Genomic DNA, 15,375 nt, shown 5'->3' with positions numbered 1-15,375 from the left:
ATTATAACATCGAAATGGTCACCTTGTATATTTTCTTCAATTTCTTCAAGAAATCTCCCACAAAGGATACCAGATCGAATTCCTCTTCGAAGAACCTGTCGTAACCGATCCTCAAACTGAGAAATGTTCTCTCTTCTGGGTTCTGGGCTGGCTGTATGTTTTCCTTTTTCCTGAGAAGGACTCCTATTTCGTGAAGCAGTGGCACATGGTCCTTCTCGACCCAGTCCGGCAGATCAAGGAACACATCTATTCCCTCGTTTCTCAGGATCAACTTGAGTTCTGAGTTCAGAAGATCGAAAAGCTTTTTCAGATCTTTCTCCGATACTCTCTCCTGAAACAGGAAAAATTCCTCACCCCTGACTTTCTCCTGAAGGAATATCTTCTGAAGCCACGTCTCATCGCCGACCGATCGCAGAACCTTTACCCTCAACGGCATACGGAAGATCCCTGAAGAAACCGAATCCACTTCTTTGAAATGCTTCCTGTAGAACGAAAGTAGGGTGTCGGGAACGTCCGCAGACACTCTGTATATACATGGTTCTCTGTCGAACGGATCCTCAACGGAGAGGTTCAAAAGTTTCCTGCCGGATACGTCCATCATGAGAAAAAGACTCGGAAATCGGTGCCTTTTCACCCTCAGCAAAAACACATGAAGGTGAACGTTGTCGAGTCTTTCCTCGTATTCCTTCAGCGGGTTCACGGGAGAAATCTCTTTCAGGAGAGACTCCAGTTCCTTTTTCACGATAGCACCACCACCGCATCCTTACCGTACATCCTCCGGGCTTCTTTCTGAAAATCCTCGTTGTGGAATCTGGAGAGCACAAAGAGAATCCTTCTTCTTGCAAATGGAACATCCGTGTGGCCATCTGTGAAAACGATCGTACCTTCCGCCCTCAGCACCTTCTCGGAGTAATCAACGGCCGGCTGAAGGTCAGTACTTCCGCCGCCCACGATCTCCAGATCCCGCCAGTCTCCCGATCTGTACCTGACAACGGAGGTCACATTCCTGTCCACCTGAACGAGCCAGATCTCTTCTTTCAAAATGCCTGCGAGTCTCTCCAGTTCCGATACGAACTGATTCAGTTCCTTTTCCACGATACTTCCACTTGTGTCGATCACAACAGCCACCCTGGAAAGGTATTCGTTTCGCCACCCTGGAAGATGATCGTACCTTCTGTTCGGTCTCAATGGTGTGGTGTATCGATCCGCCTTTATGGAAATTCCAAAGAATCGCCGGATAAGGGTCTTCCAGTCGAGTTCAGGATTTTCCAGCAAAAGCTGAATTTCCCTTTTAACCCCGGAGGGAAGTGAATCTCCAAAGATGTTGAAAGCCTTTTTGGTTCTGTCTTTCGTAAGCTCCAGGATCATCTCAACTGGAAAGTCCTCTTCGAACAGTCCCGAATGATCGTCCACACCTTCTCGAAACTCTGAGACCACCTCTACATCGTATCTTCCGAGTCTTTCCATCTCATCTAAAATCCATCTGTGGTAGGTCTCTGCGTTTTCGAACATCATCCACTCTGGTGGTAGAACGAACAGCGTGTCGTTGTCCACGGAATGACCCTCTTTGACCAGAACGTCGAGCGGAACACCGAATGCTGCAAGTTCAGGAATGTACTGGTTGATGGCAGCGTCCATGGCAAGGTCCCATATTTTTCTGTCTCTTTCATCTTTTGGTTTTATTCGAAAGTGCTGGAAGATCACGTGCATGACCTCATGCAACAGGAGAGCCTCGACCATTCTCACATGCTTTTTCTCCAGAGCCTCAGGATTGTAAAGCAACATCACGTCTCCTGTTGTGGAAAAGGAGATCTTCAGGTTCCTGATGGACTTTGACGGGACGATCTTCATTCCGAGGAGAACGTAGTAATAGAATGGGGATTTTTTTCCCAGATTCAAAACAGCTTTCTTCAGCAGTTCCTCAGGTTTCATATTTCACTCACCATTTTTCGAAGTTCTTCTTTTTCCACCATCTTTTCCAGAATTTTATCGAAGAGATCGGATTTTTCACCATCTTTCTGGGATTCATCGACTATGAACCTCAGAATACCATAGAAAGATTCCTTTGGAACTCTTTCAGCGAGTTTTGAAAGGTTCTCTGAAATGACGTTCAAATTCCTCTCGAGGGTGGTTCTATCTGTTTTGTTCAAAAAGTCCACAACTCTCAAAACGAGGGTGTTTGCCGCATGAACATCGTCCATACCCTCCATTTCACCTTTCAAAAGGACACGTTCTACAGAAGGCACCCGTGTTTTCTGGAAGAAGGAGTCGTAGAAGGCTTTCGCTGCCTCCGGGCCCACGATTCCCGCGGCCAACACGTATCCGTACTTTTCCTTTTCCTCTTCTGTGAGGGTCTTCAGAACGTTTGAAAGTTTGTACCAGCTCCTTGGGGAAGGTTTCAGAGATGTTTTCAGGGAGAGGCTCTTCTCCGGAAAGAGAAACTCCGGATAGTTTTTGATGAAACTCCTCACTTCTTCTGAAACACCGTTTTTTCCAGCCCATTCCAACCACTCCGAAACATCCGGATTGACCTCGAGTATGAAAAACCTCGATATGAAAGCGGGATCCGTTATGAGATCTGCCTGGTCGTATTCTTCCTCCGGTGGGTTCATGGCCGCCATGATCCATGTTCCCTCCGGAAGAACATGGTTGTGGATCCTTCTGTCTATGAGAAGCTGCATGATCGCATTCCTCACAGAACGATGCGCTCTGTTTATCTCGTCCAGAAAGAGGAGGGTGTTTCCGTCCTCTGGCCACCAGTCTGGTCTCAAAAACACCGTTTTTTCCTCAGACCGTGCAGGAAGCCCTATCAGATCTCCTGGTTCCATCTGTGAGAGAACCAGTATGATCAGTTTTCTGCCTGTTTCCTCTGCGATGTCTCTTGCGATATCTGTCTTTCCAACTCCGAAGTGACCTACCAGAAGGGGAATCTCTCCTGCCAGCATGATTTTCTTTGCCAGGAATTTTGCTTCTTCCACCTTCACGCTTCCACCTTCCTTTCCTCATCAATGATACCACGTTTGATATCATAGGAAAGGGTGATGAAAATGAGCGTTCTGGGAATCGTCCTCACAGTTGCTGTCGTTCTTTTCATCGTTTTTCTTGCACTCTCGGAGAGGAAAAGAGAGATAACACCGGATCTTGTCTGCCAGGCCGTGAGAAAACACTACGAGAGGAAGAGATATCAGATCGTTCAGAGGACGGTGAACGGCTGCGAGCTGTTTTTGATAAAAAAGGGTGCTAGAAGATTGATCGTTGCGGTTGGAGATGTGAACTTCGATGTTGTGAAGGAGATCCTCTACACCGCGTATGTGAACAGGGTGCGCGATGTAAGAGTGGTTTATTCTTCCATTACAAAAGAATCCCAGGAGGCCTTTGAGAGGATGAAGAGAACTTTCAGAATTCACAGAACGAGGGTGAAAAGTGATGATATACGTCGTTTTGATTCTGTTGTCTATTAGCCTTGTTCTCATCTGGTTCTTTCTCAGAAGAAGAAAGAGAAACGAAAGATTAAGATCTCTTCTGAAGACCGGTCTGAAGAACCCCTATCGATTCGAAGAGTTCGCAAGGGAATATCTTCGGGAACACGGTTTCAAAAAGGTGAGGGTGACTCGAAAAAGCAAAGACTTTGGTGCAGACATCGTCGCAAAAAAGCGCGGAAGAACCGTTGTTTTTCAGGTGAAGTTGAGAAGTTCTGCCGTGGAAAAGAGTGTGGTGAAAGAACTCGTTGCGGCTGCCTACATCTACGGTGCTGTCGAAGTGGGTGTGTTCACCAACGGTGAGATATCGCAGTCCCTTGAAAAAGAGCTGGAATTACTTGAATCAGCAGGAGGATTCATAAAGAAGGTTCACGTTGTGAAGAACATCACTCCTGAGGAACTCTGAAGCGCACGATCCAGATGTCTGGCTCACTACCCTTTTCGTACACAGAGAAAGCCACCAACTTTCCGTCCTCAGAGAACGCAGGATAGAACGCATCGTAAGGGATCTTTTCCGTCAGGCACCAGACTTTCCCACTTTCCAAATCCTTTGCGTATATCCTGAAAACACCGTCCCTGTTCGAGGAGAAAATCAGGTAATTTCCAAACACATCCGGATCGAACTCGTTGTAAGGACTGTTTTCCAGAACCGTCACCGTTCCATCCGGAAGGAGTTCGTATATTCCAAAGTCGGACTCTTTCAAACCAACGAAAACGATTCCATCTCTGCCCTTGACGGGTGTGAAAACCCAGTCGAACGGAAGATCGTACGTCTTTTCCCTCATCGTTACGAGATCTTTCACAACGAGATGATTCGAGGTGGCATCTTCCTGAACGTACACCATCGTGTTTTCGTCGAGCCAATTGGGATTGTACGCCGCAAATCTACCCCGTGAGATGAGTTTTATCTTCGAGGAATAATCTTTTGAGATCGGCATGTAGTATATGCCCCAGTTTCCATGGAGTGAACCCTGAAAGAGCAGGTACTTTTGATCCAGGGATATCCTCGGAAAGTACTCGCTGCTACCGTACACAGGCAGGGAAAGAAGATCTCCATTTTTTCTGTCGATCAGAAACAGATTCCTGTTTCCAGAAAGCCTTTCTGAGGAGAAAACGAAATACTCACTGGAGAAATCGCTGTACTCGTCGAGGGCAGGATGATACGTGAGGCGAAACACCTCCGGGAACTCACCCTTCGAGAACAGATAGAAAGAGACCTTCTCAAGCGGAAAAGAGGCACACTCCATCACGAAGTCCCTGTAATACTTGTATCCTCCGGGGTTGTACTCGTATCTTACCGTTTCATCTTTGTATCTCCACTCTCCAATGTACACATTGTCCGTTGCGTCGTACGAGAGGAAAAAGGTCATCGAAAACGTCGCCGTCGCCGAATTGGTAACGGTTGCCTCTTCCGGCAGAAGTTCGAATATCTTGCTTTTCACATCCATCAAAACAGATGAGGCCTGATCCGTACTGAACAGGCTTAAATTCAGAGTTACAATTGCGAAAGAGAGAAGAGGTATAATAGCAAAGATCGAAAAAAGGGTTTTTTTCATCTCTGTACCTCCGGAGGAGATAATTTGTTCGAGAGTGCTCTCGTTTCCCTTCTGATCTTTATAATAGTATACCTCTTCATCGTCTTGGAAAAACACCACAGAGCGGTTATCACCATGCTGGGAGGAAGCGCCACACTCTTTCTTGTGTTCAAAGATCCCATCGAAGCACTCGTCAGGTACGTGGACTTCAACACCATATTTCTCTTGATAGGCATGATGATCTTCGTTGCCGTCACAAAAAGAAGTGGTCTGTTTCATTTTCTGGGATTGTACTCCGTGAAATTTTCCAGAGGAAACGTGTTCTTTTTCTTTCTTTCGATCAACTTTCTTGTGGCCCTTCTTTCATCCTTCCTGGACAACGTGACGACGATCCTCGTGTTCGTGCCGGTTACCCTCGTGGTCTGTGATACGGTGGATCTCGACCCGGTGCCCTTTGTAATATCTGAGATCATCTCCTCGAACATAGGCGGAACCGCCACGATGATAGGAGATCCTCCGAACATCATGATCGCTTCGGCGGCAAAACTCCACTTCCTGGATTTTGTTCTCAACGTGGCCCCCGCAGCCGTTCTGGTATTCTTCGTTGTAATGGGGTTTCTCTCGATCGTCTACAGAAGGGTCATCTTCAAAAAAGTGCCAACAGAGGTGGTCAAAGGGTTCGATCCAAGAAGGGCCATCGTCAACAAAAAACTCTTCTATCTGTCCATAACGCTGACAGTTTTTGTCCTCGTTCTTTTTTCCCTCCAAAAGGTGCTCGGGCTGGAGAGTTTCGAGGTGGCCCTGTTCGCCGGGTTCTTCTCTCTTGCTTTCCTGAACAAGGAGGAAATAGAAGGAGTTCTCAAAGAGATCGAATGGGGCGTCATTTTCTTCTTCATAGGTCTTTTTCTCGTCGTCGGCGGGCTGGAAGAAACGGGTGTTCTGGAAAAGATCTCGGCTCTTGTTTCCAGAATGTCAGGCGGAAAGATGGAACGTGCACTGATATCTGTTCTGGGGATATCCGGCATCAGTTCAGCATTCGTCGACAACATTCCGTTCACGGCCACGATGATTCCGGTGATAAAGAAACTTGCGATTCTGTCGCCGGAGAATTTTTCTGACCTGAGGCCTCTCTGGTGGGCGCTTTCTTTAGGAGCGTGTCTGGGGGGAAACGGTACCCTGGTTGGAGCGTCTGCGAACATCATAGGAACCTCATTGGTTGCGGACAGAAAACACATCACGTTCTGGGATTATTTCAAAGTGGGTTTTCCTGTACTCTTAATCAGTCTTCTGGTTTCTGGGGTGTACCTTTTGTTCAGATATTGAGGTGATACCATGAAAGTGAAAGACGTGTGCAGATTGATCTCTCTGAATCCAACGATCGTGGAAGAAGATGATCCCATAGAGGAAGTTGTCGATAAAATACTGGAAGATCCCATCACAAGAACCGTATACGTTGTAAGGGATGGAAAACTCGTTGGTATGATACCGGTTCTTCATCTTCTGAAGGTAACAGGGTTTCACTTCTTCGGATTCATTCCGAAAGAGGAACTTGTTCGCTCTTCCATGAAAAAACTGGTAGCAAAGAGCGCATCCGAGATAATGGTACCTCCTGTGTACGTTCATCCGGACACACCGGTGGAGGAAGCCCTGAAAATGATGATCGACAACAACATACAGGAAATGCCTGTTCTGAACGAAGAAGGTGAAATAATAGGAGATCTCAACTCCCTCGAGATTCTCCTTGCTCTGTGGAAGGAGAGAAAAGAATGATCCTGGGAAACTGCCTCATACTGAAGGATTTTTCTTCTGAACCGTTCTTTGGCGCCGTTGAAATAGAATCGGGGATCATAAAGCGGGTGATTCAGGGAAAGACAAAGGTCGACGTGGACCTTTCTGGAAAGATGATCATGCCCGCCCTTTTCAACACGCACACGCACGCTCCAATGACCCTTCTGAGAGGGGTGGCAGAAGATCTCAGTTTTGAAGACTGGTTGTTTTCCAGGGTCCTTCCTTTGGAGGACAGACTGACAGAAAAGATGATCTACTACGGCACGATTCTTGCACAGATGGAGATGGCAAGGCATGGAACAGCGGGCTTTGTCGACATGTACTTTCACGAAGAATGGGTTGCAAAGGCAGTCAGAGACTTCGGAATGAGAGCACTTCTCACACGTGGCCTTGTCGACGATCATGGAGACGACGGAGGGCGTCTCGATGAAAACTTAAAGCTCTACCGTGAGTGGAACGGATTCGACGGAAGGATCCTGGTCGGTTTCGGTCCACATTCACCGTATCTGTGTTCAAAGGAGTACCTAAAAAGGATCTTCGATGTTGCAAAATCCTTGGATGCCCCCATAACCATCCATCTTTACGAAACGTCGAAGGAAAACTACGATCTTTCAGAGTTACTGGAGCTGGGCATGAAGAACGTGAAAACGATAGCTGCCCACTGCGTTTACCTTCCAGAGGAACACTTTCGTTCGCTGAAGGATCTGCCTTTCTTTGTCTCGCACAATCCTGCCAGCAATCTGAAACTCGGAAACGGCATCGCTTCTGTCTGGAAGATGATAGAACGTGGTGTGAAAGTCACGCTCGGAACGGATGGATCCGCGAGCAACAACTCTCTGAACCTCTTCTTCGAGATGAGAGTTGCCAGTCTCCTTCAGAAAATGGAAGATCCACGCAGGATGGATGTTGAAACGTGTCTGAAGATGGTAACGATCAATGGGGCGAGGGCGATGGGTTTCAAGAGTGGAAAACTGGAAGAAGGATGGAACGCAGACCTTGTGGTGATCGATCTGGAACTTCCAGAGATGTTTCCCTCCAGGCACATCAAGAGTCATCTCGTCCATGCCTTTTCCGGAAACGTCTTTGCCACCATGGTGGCAGGAAGGTGGATCTACTACGATGGAAAATACCCAACCATAGACGAGAATGAAGTGAAAAGAGAGTTGAAGAGAATCGAAAAAGAACTCTACTCTTGAAGCGCTTTCTTTATCCTCCTTTCGAGCATCTCTATTCTTTCTTTCATCTCCTCCAGGTTTTTCAAGGTTTCCCTCAAATACATCTTTCCCCGCGGTGTGATCCTGTACACCTTCCTGGGAGGGCTCACCGACGTGTCCCATTCGGTCTGGACAAGACCGCCCTCTTCAAGACTTGCCAGCACGCGGTAGATGTTTCCCATGTGGCCGATACCGGGTACCTCTATTCCGAAATCCGAAAGTTTCTCCGCGAGTTCATACCCATGTGAGGGTTCTTCTGCTATGAGCAAAAGGAGAACGCTGGCCAGCCACCATCCGTGAATTCCTCTTCCACCTCGAAACCTCATCTTTCTATCTCCTTTCTTGCAACACACCAGAGCCTTCGACTGTAATCGGATACCGGAGTTTTGTTCAAAAGGTCGTCGTAAAAAGAAAATATGAAATCTGCTTCTCTCAAAGCGCTTGCTATCTCTTTGATTTTATAGCCTCTTTCTCTGTGTATCTCATCGAACCTTTCCCAAAGGTTTCCCTCTTTTCTCTCAAAAACCGTCACGTAGAAAGTGGCAATGGAATCTTCCAGATCGAACTCTATATCCTGAACTTCAAAAACGTTCGAACTGTCCTGCTGGATGTACACAGGACCTTCCTGACTCGCCATGAACAGACCGTATATGGTGTTCATGTCGAAAAGAAAGTGCCCACCCGGTTTCAGAGCGTTCCACACCCCTTTGAACGTTCTCTTCAGATCATCATAATCAAGAAGATAGTTCAAACTGTCGAACCAGCACGTGACTATGTCGAATTCTTCCTGAAAGCTCAGGTCCCTCATGTCCATCTTCAGGAAAACTACGGGCACGTTTTCTCTCTCTGCCCTCTCCACAGCGAATTTGAGCATCTCAGGTGACAGATCCACTCCCACCACTTCGAAACCCTGCTTTGCGATCTCCACAGCGAATGTTCCTTCTCCACAGGCCACATCCAGCACTTTTTTTCCTCGAATATGAAAGTTTTCCAGAATCTTGGCGAAATTTTTCGCTATTCTTCTCGAGAACGATGTGTACGGCCCCTCGTGAAAAACTCGTGCGAATCGCTTGTAAATATTTCCCACCTCCTGTGTTTCTGTAAAATCATAACATATCTTTGCATGATAAAATCTTTCGGGAGGGTGAAACGATGCTGAACATATATCTGAAGTCCAAAATTCACATGGCTACGATCACGAGAAAAGAAGTTTACTACGAAGGAAGCATAGAAATAGACGAAGAGCTGATGGGAAAAGCGGGCATCAGCGAGGGAGAACTCGTACTGGTGGTGAACGTCAACAACGCCGAAAGATTCGTAACGTATGTCATAAAGGGAAAGAGGGGAAGCCGTGAGATAAACCTCTACGGTGCAGCCGCAAGACTCGGTGAAGAAGGTGACAGAGTGATCATCATGGCTTTCACCTTCAGTGACAAACCTGTGAAAGCGAAAACGATCGTTCTCAACGAGAAAAACGAAATCGTTCAGGAGAAATAAAAGTCATGAGAATGGAAGTCACCAGGGAGAATTTCTACAGAAGGCTGGACAAATTTCTGAGGAACCAGCTGAAAGACGTACCCCTTTCGGTGATATACAAACTCATCAGAAAGGGAAAGGTGTATGTCAACAGAAAACGCGTGAAGGATCCTTCTTTCGATCTGGAAGAAGGAGACGTGGTAGAGCTCCGGTATGTGAATCTGGAAAATCTTCCGAAGAGATCTGAGAAGAAAGACCTCACACCAGTTCCCATGAAACTCGACGTGCTCTACGAAGACGATCACTACCTTGTGCTGAACAAGCCACCGAACATAGCCATACATCCAGGAAAAGGTGTTCATGTTGCGACGTTGATAGAAGGACTCCTTTATTACGGTCAGGAAAAGGGGTTTTCACCGTTTCTCGTTCACAGACTCGACAAAGAAACCTCTGGGCTTCTCGTTGTTGCCAAAAACAGAGAGGCCGCGAGAATTCTCACGGAACTGTTCAAGGGCAGAAACATAGAGAAAGAATACGTCACGCTCGTAAGAGGAGTTCCAGAGAACAACATGAAAATCACCATTCCTCTCGATGGGCAGGAAGCGGTTTCTGAGATCGTTTCGGTGAAACCTCTGAAAGATGTTTCGCTTCTCCGCGTGAAGATACACACGGGTAGAAAGCATCAGATAAGAAGACACCTTTCGCAGATAGGTTTTCCCGTTGTGGGAGACGACACCTACGGTGACAGACATTTCAACAGAGAGTTTCGAAAGAGATACGGTTTAAAAAGACAGTTCCTCCACAGCTATAGAATGAAGTTCATCGATCCGTGGACTGAGGAGGAAAAGGACTTCAGGGCACCCCTTCCAGATGATCTTCTCAGCGTTCTGAACCTTTTAGAAGAGAGGAGTGATGAATGGTTAGAAGAATTTCTTTCCTGATTCTCATTCTCTCGTCTCTTCTTTTGTTTTCTAAGGAAGTGCTCTTCAACACTTACAACAACACCGGCATCGTTTCGTTAACGAACAGAACTTTCCCTTTTGAAACTTCACGCGACCTGGAACCCTTCAAAGCCTCTCTTGAGACAATTTACACTCCTCCGAAGGTTCGGGGTATCACCATTGATCTTCCAGACAGCACGACCCTTGTCCTGAGCAACGGTGTGACGATCGGAGTCGATGTGGGGGATATCCGAATTCCCGAGGATGTTTTCGCCGAGCTTCTTGAAAGCACAGATCTCACGTTCGTTTACGACGCATTTCCCGTTGAAGTCTTTTCACGCGACAGGGTCGTTGTAAAGGGATCTATTACAAAAGAGAAGCTCGAGTACTATCTTTCCTTCTTCTTCAAAAAAATTGAGGTTCCAAGGAGAATAGAAGGCACCATAGACGTCACTCCAAAGCCTCCTGAGGTGAGATATTCAAAGGTGTGGCATCCTCTTATCGGAACGGTGGTCTTTCTGAATGTGACTGACGATTCTACCTTCGTCACACTCTGGAATGGAAGGGAAGGCAAATTGTGGTACCAAACCACGGAAGCCACAAAGCTCGAAGTAGAAGTGGTGGATTCTCTGGGACAATCCACCAGTCTCTCATTCGAAGCTCTTCCTGTTTCTTTCGCGGAAAGATCGTACCAATCTTCTGTTGAGTTCGGCCAGAGCCTCATTCTACCACCTCTTGTGAACTGGTTTCTTCCATCAACTGGAGAAAAGATCACTGTGTTTTCTCCAGAATTTCCTGGTGTCTATCACCTTATCGGTTGCGATGAATCCGGAAACTTTTTGAGAATGGAGATCGATGTGAGAGACACCACTCCTCCACTCGTTCTCTCTCCGGAGAAGATAGAAGACGCTTCTTCTTTTCGAGTTGAATACATCTGCGATGGAAGAGAAGCCCAGAAGATACCAGATGGGCATCATGTTGTCTTTGTGAAGGCTACGGATACTTTCGGTAACACGAGTACCGCTTTCTTTGTGGTGAACAGACCACACAGAGTGATTGTGAGAGAAAGGCCCGTTCCCGTGTATCTGGGACCAAAAAGGAAAATCCAGATCGGCGGACTCTCCCTGAAAGGGAGTTTGATCTACGGCTGGACTAGGGAAGAAGTCGAGGTGATGGTGGGTGAAGAAGTTTACAAACTTGAGAAATAGTCTTTTTCTCATTTTTCTGGTGAGTTCTGTTGTTCTCATCGTGTTCTTTCTTCCAGAAAGGGTGGCTTATGACAGGAAAGGGATGGAATTTTCCTTTCTGTTCGACGACATGATCGATGGAAAGCGAGTGGTTCTCTTTGACCTTTCGAGCAGAAAAGATTTGCCACCGGAAGCCGAGATCGTGATTCTCAAAGGTGAACCTCTCTTCTGGGAGCCTCAAGAATTGGCAGAGAAATTGAAAGGAAAATGGCTTGGGATCGTTGAGTTCGATCCATCTTACGATTTCGCAAGAAAAGTCGCACTTTTGAAGAAAGACGGCCTCTTCTTTCGTGTTCACACGGTGAAACCCGAAGAGATAGAAAAGCTGAATCTGGACGAAGAAGCGCTGTTTCACAGGTACAAAAGAGCCGTTCTTGAACGAAGTGTGGAGGTTCTCTGGATAAGGGACATAGACGAAAAAGAGCTCCTCGTTCAGAGGCTTTCCAGTTATTTCAAAGGAAAAGTTGTACCGTTTCCGGCTCCTCCAGAATCTGAACCGCCTTTCCCGAAGTGGATCTTCTTGATACCTCCCATTCTTATGATAACCTCTCTGAATCCTCTGCTTCTCTCTGTAGTCTTCGTTTTGCCTTTTTCAAGGGAATGGTTCGTGTCTCTCCTTTTTGTTTCCGGTACACTGGCGGCGTATTTTGTGCCGAAAAAGAAATGGTTGAAAGTGTTGAGTTTTCTCCTTCTGTCGATCTCTCTGTCTCTGAGTCTCAGCGATCTGTACCACCTCAACGGTATCCTGGACTTCCGCGGAGTGAAACTTTCACTCGTACTTCTTCCCGGGCTTCTCTTTCTTTCAGGACTTTGGAAGAACAGAAGAAACTGGAAAAAGTACCTGCCGCTCCTTTTCCTTGCCATTCCTGTGGGTTTCTATTATCTTATGCGTTCGGGAAATTCGGGATGGGTGCTGGAAGTTGAAAGAAAGTTCAGAGACTGGCTGGAGAGTGTTTTGATGGTTCGGCCCCGTTTCAAGGAAATTGTGTGCTACCCGTTTTTCTGGTTGGAAGGATTCAGAGAATACGATTTTCTCAGAGAGAGTTTTGGCAGCGTTGCGCTCGTTTCGATGTTCAACACGTTCTGTCATGTTAAAACGCCTCTGGTGGTTTCTATCTACAGAAGCGCTCTTGGCCTTGCTATAGGATATGCTGTGTTCTTATTTCTGAAGGTATTTCTAAACCGCTTTTTAACTTCCAAATAATTTGCAATTCACAAACGGCTGTTATATTCTACGCATAAAGATGCAAAAAGAAAAAACCCCTCTGTCCCCGGGGACAGAAAAGGTTGTTGTTTTTGATTTTTACTGGCCCAAACAACTTCATTTCATGTCTTGGGATATTGATTATACCACAATGATTTTTTATGTTCAAGAGGAGGTGTTGTTATGACAATTGAGACCATCAAAAGAATCATCGAAGAGGAGAATGTTCGATTCATCAGGCTGCAATTCACCGACATCAACGGGACCTTGAAGAATTTAGAGATAACGCCGGATGTTTTTCTCGAATCCTGGGAGGACGGAATCATGTTCGACGGTTCATCCATCGAGGGTTTTGTGAGAATCGAAGAGTCTGATATGTACCTCAAGCCCGTCCTCGACACCTTCGCCGTTCTTCCGTGGACGGTCGATGGTGCAAAGAGTGCAAGAGTCATCTGTGACGTTTACACTCCAGATGGTAAACCCTTTGAGGGAGATCCCCGTTACAGACTAAGAAGAATGATGGAAAAAGCAGAACAGCTGGGTTACACACCGTATGCGGGTCCCGAGATGGAATTTTTCATCCTTCCCATCAACGAAAAAGGAGAACCTGTTCCTGAGTTTCTTGACCATGGAGGATATTTCGATCTTCTGCCGCTCAGTAAAGTCGAGGAGATCAGAAGGGACATCGCGATAGCTCTCGAAAAGATGGGGATCACTGTTGAAGCAACGCACCACGAAGTTGCTCCCTCACAGCACGAGGTGGACTTCAGGTACGACACTTTCCTGAGAACCGCCGACAATGCCCAGACCGTGAAACTCGTAATCAAGACCATGGCCATCTTCCACGGATATCATGCAACCTTCATGCCCAAACCCTTCTACGGTGTGAACGGATCGGGAATGCATGTCCACATGAGTCTTTTCAGGGGTGACAAAAATGCCTTCTACGATCCCGACGATCCTCTTGGGCTTTCTAAAGAACTCAGATACTTCGTTGGTGGTATATTGAAGCACGCCAAAGCTCTCGCAGCCGTCACAAATCCCACGATAAACAGCTACAAGAGACTCGTTCCCGGTTACGAAGCGCCCGTTTACATCTCCTGGTCAGTTGGAAACAGAAGCGCCCTCATCAGAATTCCAAAGGCAAGAGGAAAAGCGACAAGATTGGAGTACAGATCACCCGATCCATCCTGTAACATCTATCTTGCCTTCGCGGCTATCCTCGCGGCAGGTCTGGACGGTATCATCAACAAAATCGAGCCTCCCGCGCCGGTTGAAGAAAACATTTACCACATGACGTCTGAGAGAAGGGAAGAACTCAACATAGAATCGCTTCCAGGATCACTGAAAGAGGCTGTCGAAGAACTCAAGAAAGACGATGTTATAATAGATGCACTGGGAGAACATATATTCGAAAAATTTGTGGAGGCTGCCGAAAAGGATTGGAAGGAATTCAGCACCTACGTTACAAACTGGGAACTGCAGCGCTACTTGTATCTCTGATCGTAAGTGTTTTCGCGGGAATCCTCGAAACAGAGAGGATAGATCTCAATGTGAATCCTTTGAGAGGAACGATCAACGAGGGTGTCATCACCCTCGTTGATTCTTTGAAAAGAGAAGTCGTCGCGGTGAATGCGCTTTCAAAGAGAGTAACAGCGCGTTTCACAGGTTTTTCCTACCCTGTCTGGGGTATGTACCTCAAAGGAAACTTCTACGTTACTGATATGTTCGAGGGAAAATTCGTTGAACTCACTCCTTCGGGAAAGAGAAAGAGAGAAATTCTTCTTGGTGGGGATCCCACGGTCTTTCTTTACCACAACGGTGTTTTTTACATTTCGTTGTTTTCCCAGGGAACGCTCGTTGGAGTGGATCTACGTTCCTTCAAAGTTGTGGAAAGGTACAGAACAGGAGTTTCAAGCACCTATTTCGTTCCAACTTCGAAAGGAATCGCCTACCTTTGTTATTGGAGAGATGAAGACGATCCCGATGTGATTTACCTCAGGTACGGTAGCATGACCTCTGTTCGTCTGGGACTCTCTCGACCTCTGCGCTACGTGGAAGGTTCAAGCGGTGATTACGTCCTTGACTACCGAAACGGCTGGCTCGTGAAATTGGTGAACGGAAAGGTGGTGTGGAAGAAAAACCTTCCCGATTTTGCTTACGGTATTTCCTTCTATGGACCCGACATTGCAGTTGCCAGTCTTGTTTCTCCCGTTATCTCTGTGGTTGACAGAAACGGAAGCGTAAAACAAATCAACGTGCCGCACCCTGTGCTCTACCTCGAGGAGATAGAAAACTATCTGGTGGCACTTTCTGTGGAAGCAGAAGAGATATATCTGATAAAAAACGATAGAGTCGTTCAAACGGTTAAAACGGGAAAGTATCCTCTGAAGATTTTCAAGATCTCCGAAAAAGAATTCGCTGTTCTCTGCACCGATTCTGGAGAACTCATCTTCTACACAGTCTATTGAGTCTTCACCTGGACTATTAG

17 protein-coding genes are annotated in these 15,375 nt (G+C 46.6%); 11 read left to right on the top strand and 6 right to left on the bottom strand.

The features are described from left to right. Position 1: 1 nt before the first annotated feature. From CTN_RS08220 to CTN_RS08210, 3 genes are read right to left on the bottom strand one after another with little or no spacing between them, the layout of a single operon-like run. Complete coding sequence (locus tag CTN_RS08220; protein ID WP_015920062.1) at positions 2-742, bottom strand: DUF4895 domain-containing protein; 741 nt, start codon at positions 740-742, stop codon at positions 2-4. Continuing rightward, positions 739-1,932, bottom strand: a complete 1,194-nt coding sequence (locus CTN_RS08215) for a vWA domain-containing protein (RefSeq protein ID WP_015920061.1) — start codon at positions 1,930-1,932, stop codon at positions 739-741. The genes CTN_RS08220 and CTN_RS08215 overlap by 4 nt, the downstream gene beginning before the upstream one ends. Further along, positions 1,929-2,984 (bottom strand): AAA family ATPase, encoded by a 1,056-nt coding sequence (locus CTN_RS08210; protein ID WP_015920060.1) that lies wholly within the window; start codon positions 2,982-2,984, stop codon positions 1,929-1,931. Before CTN_RS08210 ends, CTN_RS08215 begins: the two co-directional genes overlap by 4 nt. 63 nt (positions 2,985-3,047) lie before the next feature. Between CTN_RS08210 and CTN_RS08205 the strand changes: the two genes are divergently transcribed. Both CTN_RS08205 and CTN_RS08200 read left to right on the top strand, forming a co-directional pair. Next, complete coding sequence (locus CTN_RS08205) at positions 3,048-3,461, top strand: hypothetical protein (RefSeq protein WP_038067920.1); 414 nt, start codon at positions 3,048-3,050, stop codon at positions 3,459-3,461. Then, positions 3,427-3,885 carry a restriction endonuclease gene (locus tag CTN_RS08200; protein WP_038067973.1) on the top strand — a complete coding sequence of 153 codons (459 nt, stop codon included), beginning with the start codon at positions 3,427-3,429 and terminating at the stop codon, positions 3,883-3,885. The genes CTN_RS08205 and CTN_RS08200 overlap by 35 nt, the downstream gene beginning before the upstream one ends. Here CTN_RS08200 and CTN_RS08195 read toward each other — a convergent pair. Further along, positions 3,866-5,035, bottom strand: a complete 1,170-nt coding sequence (locus CTN_RS08195) for a TolB family protein (protein WP_015920057.1) — start codon at positions 5,033-5,035, stop codon at positions 3,866-3,868. The genes CTN_RS08200 and CTN_RS08195 overlap by 20 nt on opposite strands. A 24-nt stretch (positions 5,036-5,059) precedes the next feature. Here CTN_RS08195 and CTN_RS08190 point away from each other — a divergent pair, with 24 nt between their 5' ends. The 3 genes from CTN_RS08190 to CTN_RS08180 are packed head-to-tail and all read left to right on the top strand — an operon-like array spanning position 5,060 to position 7,998. Further along, the gene (locus CTN_RS08190) at positions 5,060-6,337 is read left to right on the top strand and encodes an ArsB/NhaD family transporter (RefSeq protein ID WP_015920056.1); all 1,278 of its coding nucleotides are present in this window, start codon (positions 5,060-5,062) and stop codon (positions 6,335-6,337) included. Between the two features lie 9 nt (positions 6,338-6,346). After that, on the top strand, positions 6,347-6,784 hold the full coding sequence (locus CTN_RS08185; RefSeq protein WP_015920055.1) for a CBS domain-containing protein: 438 nt from the start codon (positions 6,347-6,349) through the stop codon (positions 6,782-6,784). After that, positions 6,781-7,998: an amidohydrolase gene (locus CTN_RS08180; protein ID WP_012311384.1), complete on the top strand. Its 1,218-nt coding sequence runs from the start codon at positions 6,781-6,783 to the stop codon at positions 7,996-7,998. Before CTN_RS08185 ends, CTN_RS08180 begins: the two co-directional genes overlap by 4 nt. On the opposite strand, the gene CTN_RS08175 is transcribed toward CTN_RS08180, so the two are convergent. After that, complete coding sequence (locus CTN_RS08175; protein WP_012311383.1) at positions 7,989-8,342, bottom strand: PadR family transcriptional regulator; 354 nt, start codon at positions 8,340-8,342, stop codon at positions 7,989-7,991. The two genes, CTN_RS08180 and CTN_RS08175, sit on opposite strands and share 10 nt — an antisense overlap. Continuing rightward, on the bottom strand, positions 8,339-9,103 hold the full coding sequence (locus CTN_RS08170) for a class I SAM-dependent methyltransferase (RefSeq protein ID WP_015920053.1): 765 nt from the start codon (positions 9,101-9,103) through the stop codon (positions 8,339-8,341). Before CTN_RS08170 ends, CTN_RS08175 begins: the two co-directional genes overlap by 4 nt. A 65-nt stretch (positions 9,104-9,168) precedes the next feature. Here CTN_RS08170 and panD point away from each other — a divergent pair, with 65 nt between their 5' ends. From panD to CTN_RS08135, 6 genes are all read left to right on the top strand, one after another. Then, positions 9,169-9,513: an aspartate 1-decarboxylase gene (gene panD / locus CTN_RS08165; RefSeq protein ID WP_004080623.1), complete on the top strand. Its 345-nt coding sequence runs from the start codon at positions 9,169-9,171 to the stop codon at positions 9,511-9,513. A 5-nt stretch (positions 9,514-9,518) separates the two neighbouring features. Further along, positions 9,519-10,433: an RluA family pseudouridine synthase gene (locus tag CTN_RS08160; RefSeq protein WP_004080622.1), complete on the top strand. Its 915-nt coding sequence runs from the start codon at positions 9,519-9,521 to the stop codon at positions 10,431-10,433. Beyond that, positions 10,409-11,641, top strand: coding sequence for a hypothetical protein (locus tag CTN_RS08155; protein ID WP_004080621.1), 1,233 nt, complete (start codon positions 10,409-10,411; stop codon positions 11,639-11,641). The genes CTN_RS08160 and CTN_RS08155 overlap by 25 nt, the downstream gene beginning before the upstream one ends. Beyond that, the gene (locus CTN_RS08150) at positions 11,613-12,884 is read left to right on the top strand and encodes a DUF5693 family protein (protein WP_004080620.1); all 1,272 of its coding nucleotides are present in this window, start codon (positions 11,613-11,615) and stop codon (positions 12,882-12,884) included. The genes CTN_RS08155 and CTN_RS08150 overlap by 29 nt, the downstream gene beginning before the upstream one ends. A 183-nt stretch (positions 12,885-13,067) precedes the next feature. Further along, the gene (gene glnA, locus CTN_RS08140) at positions 13,068-14,387 is read left to right on the top strand and encodes a type I glutamate--ammonia ligase (RefSeq protein WP_004080619.1); all 1,320 of its coding nucleotides are present in this window, start codon (positions 13,068-13,070) and stop codon (positions 14,385-14,387) included. Beyond that, on the top strand, positions 14,327-15,355 hold the full coding sequence (locus CTN_RS08135) for a hypothetical protein (RefSeq protein WP_004080618.1): 1,029 nt from the start codon (positions 14,327-14,329) through the stop codon (positions 15,353-15,355). The genes glnA and CTN_RS08135 overlap by 61 nt, the downstream gene beginning before the upstream one ends. Positions 15,356-15,375 lie beyond the last annotated feature (20 nt).

The sequence above is a fragment of the Thermotoga neapolitana DSM 4359 genome, from assembly GCF_000018945.1.
Lineage (GTDB): Bacteria > Thermotogota > Thermotogae > Thermotogales > Thermotogaceae > Thermotoga > Thermotoga neapolitana.
Note: the sequence above shows the minus strand (reverse complement) of the source record. Positions and strands in the feature narration are given on the sequence as shown.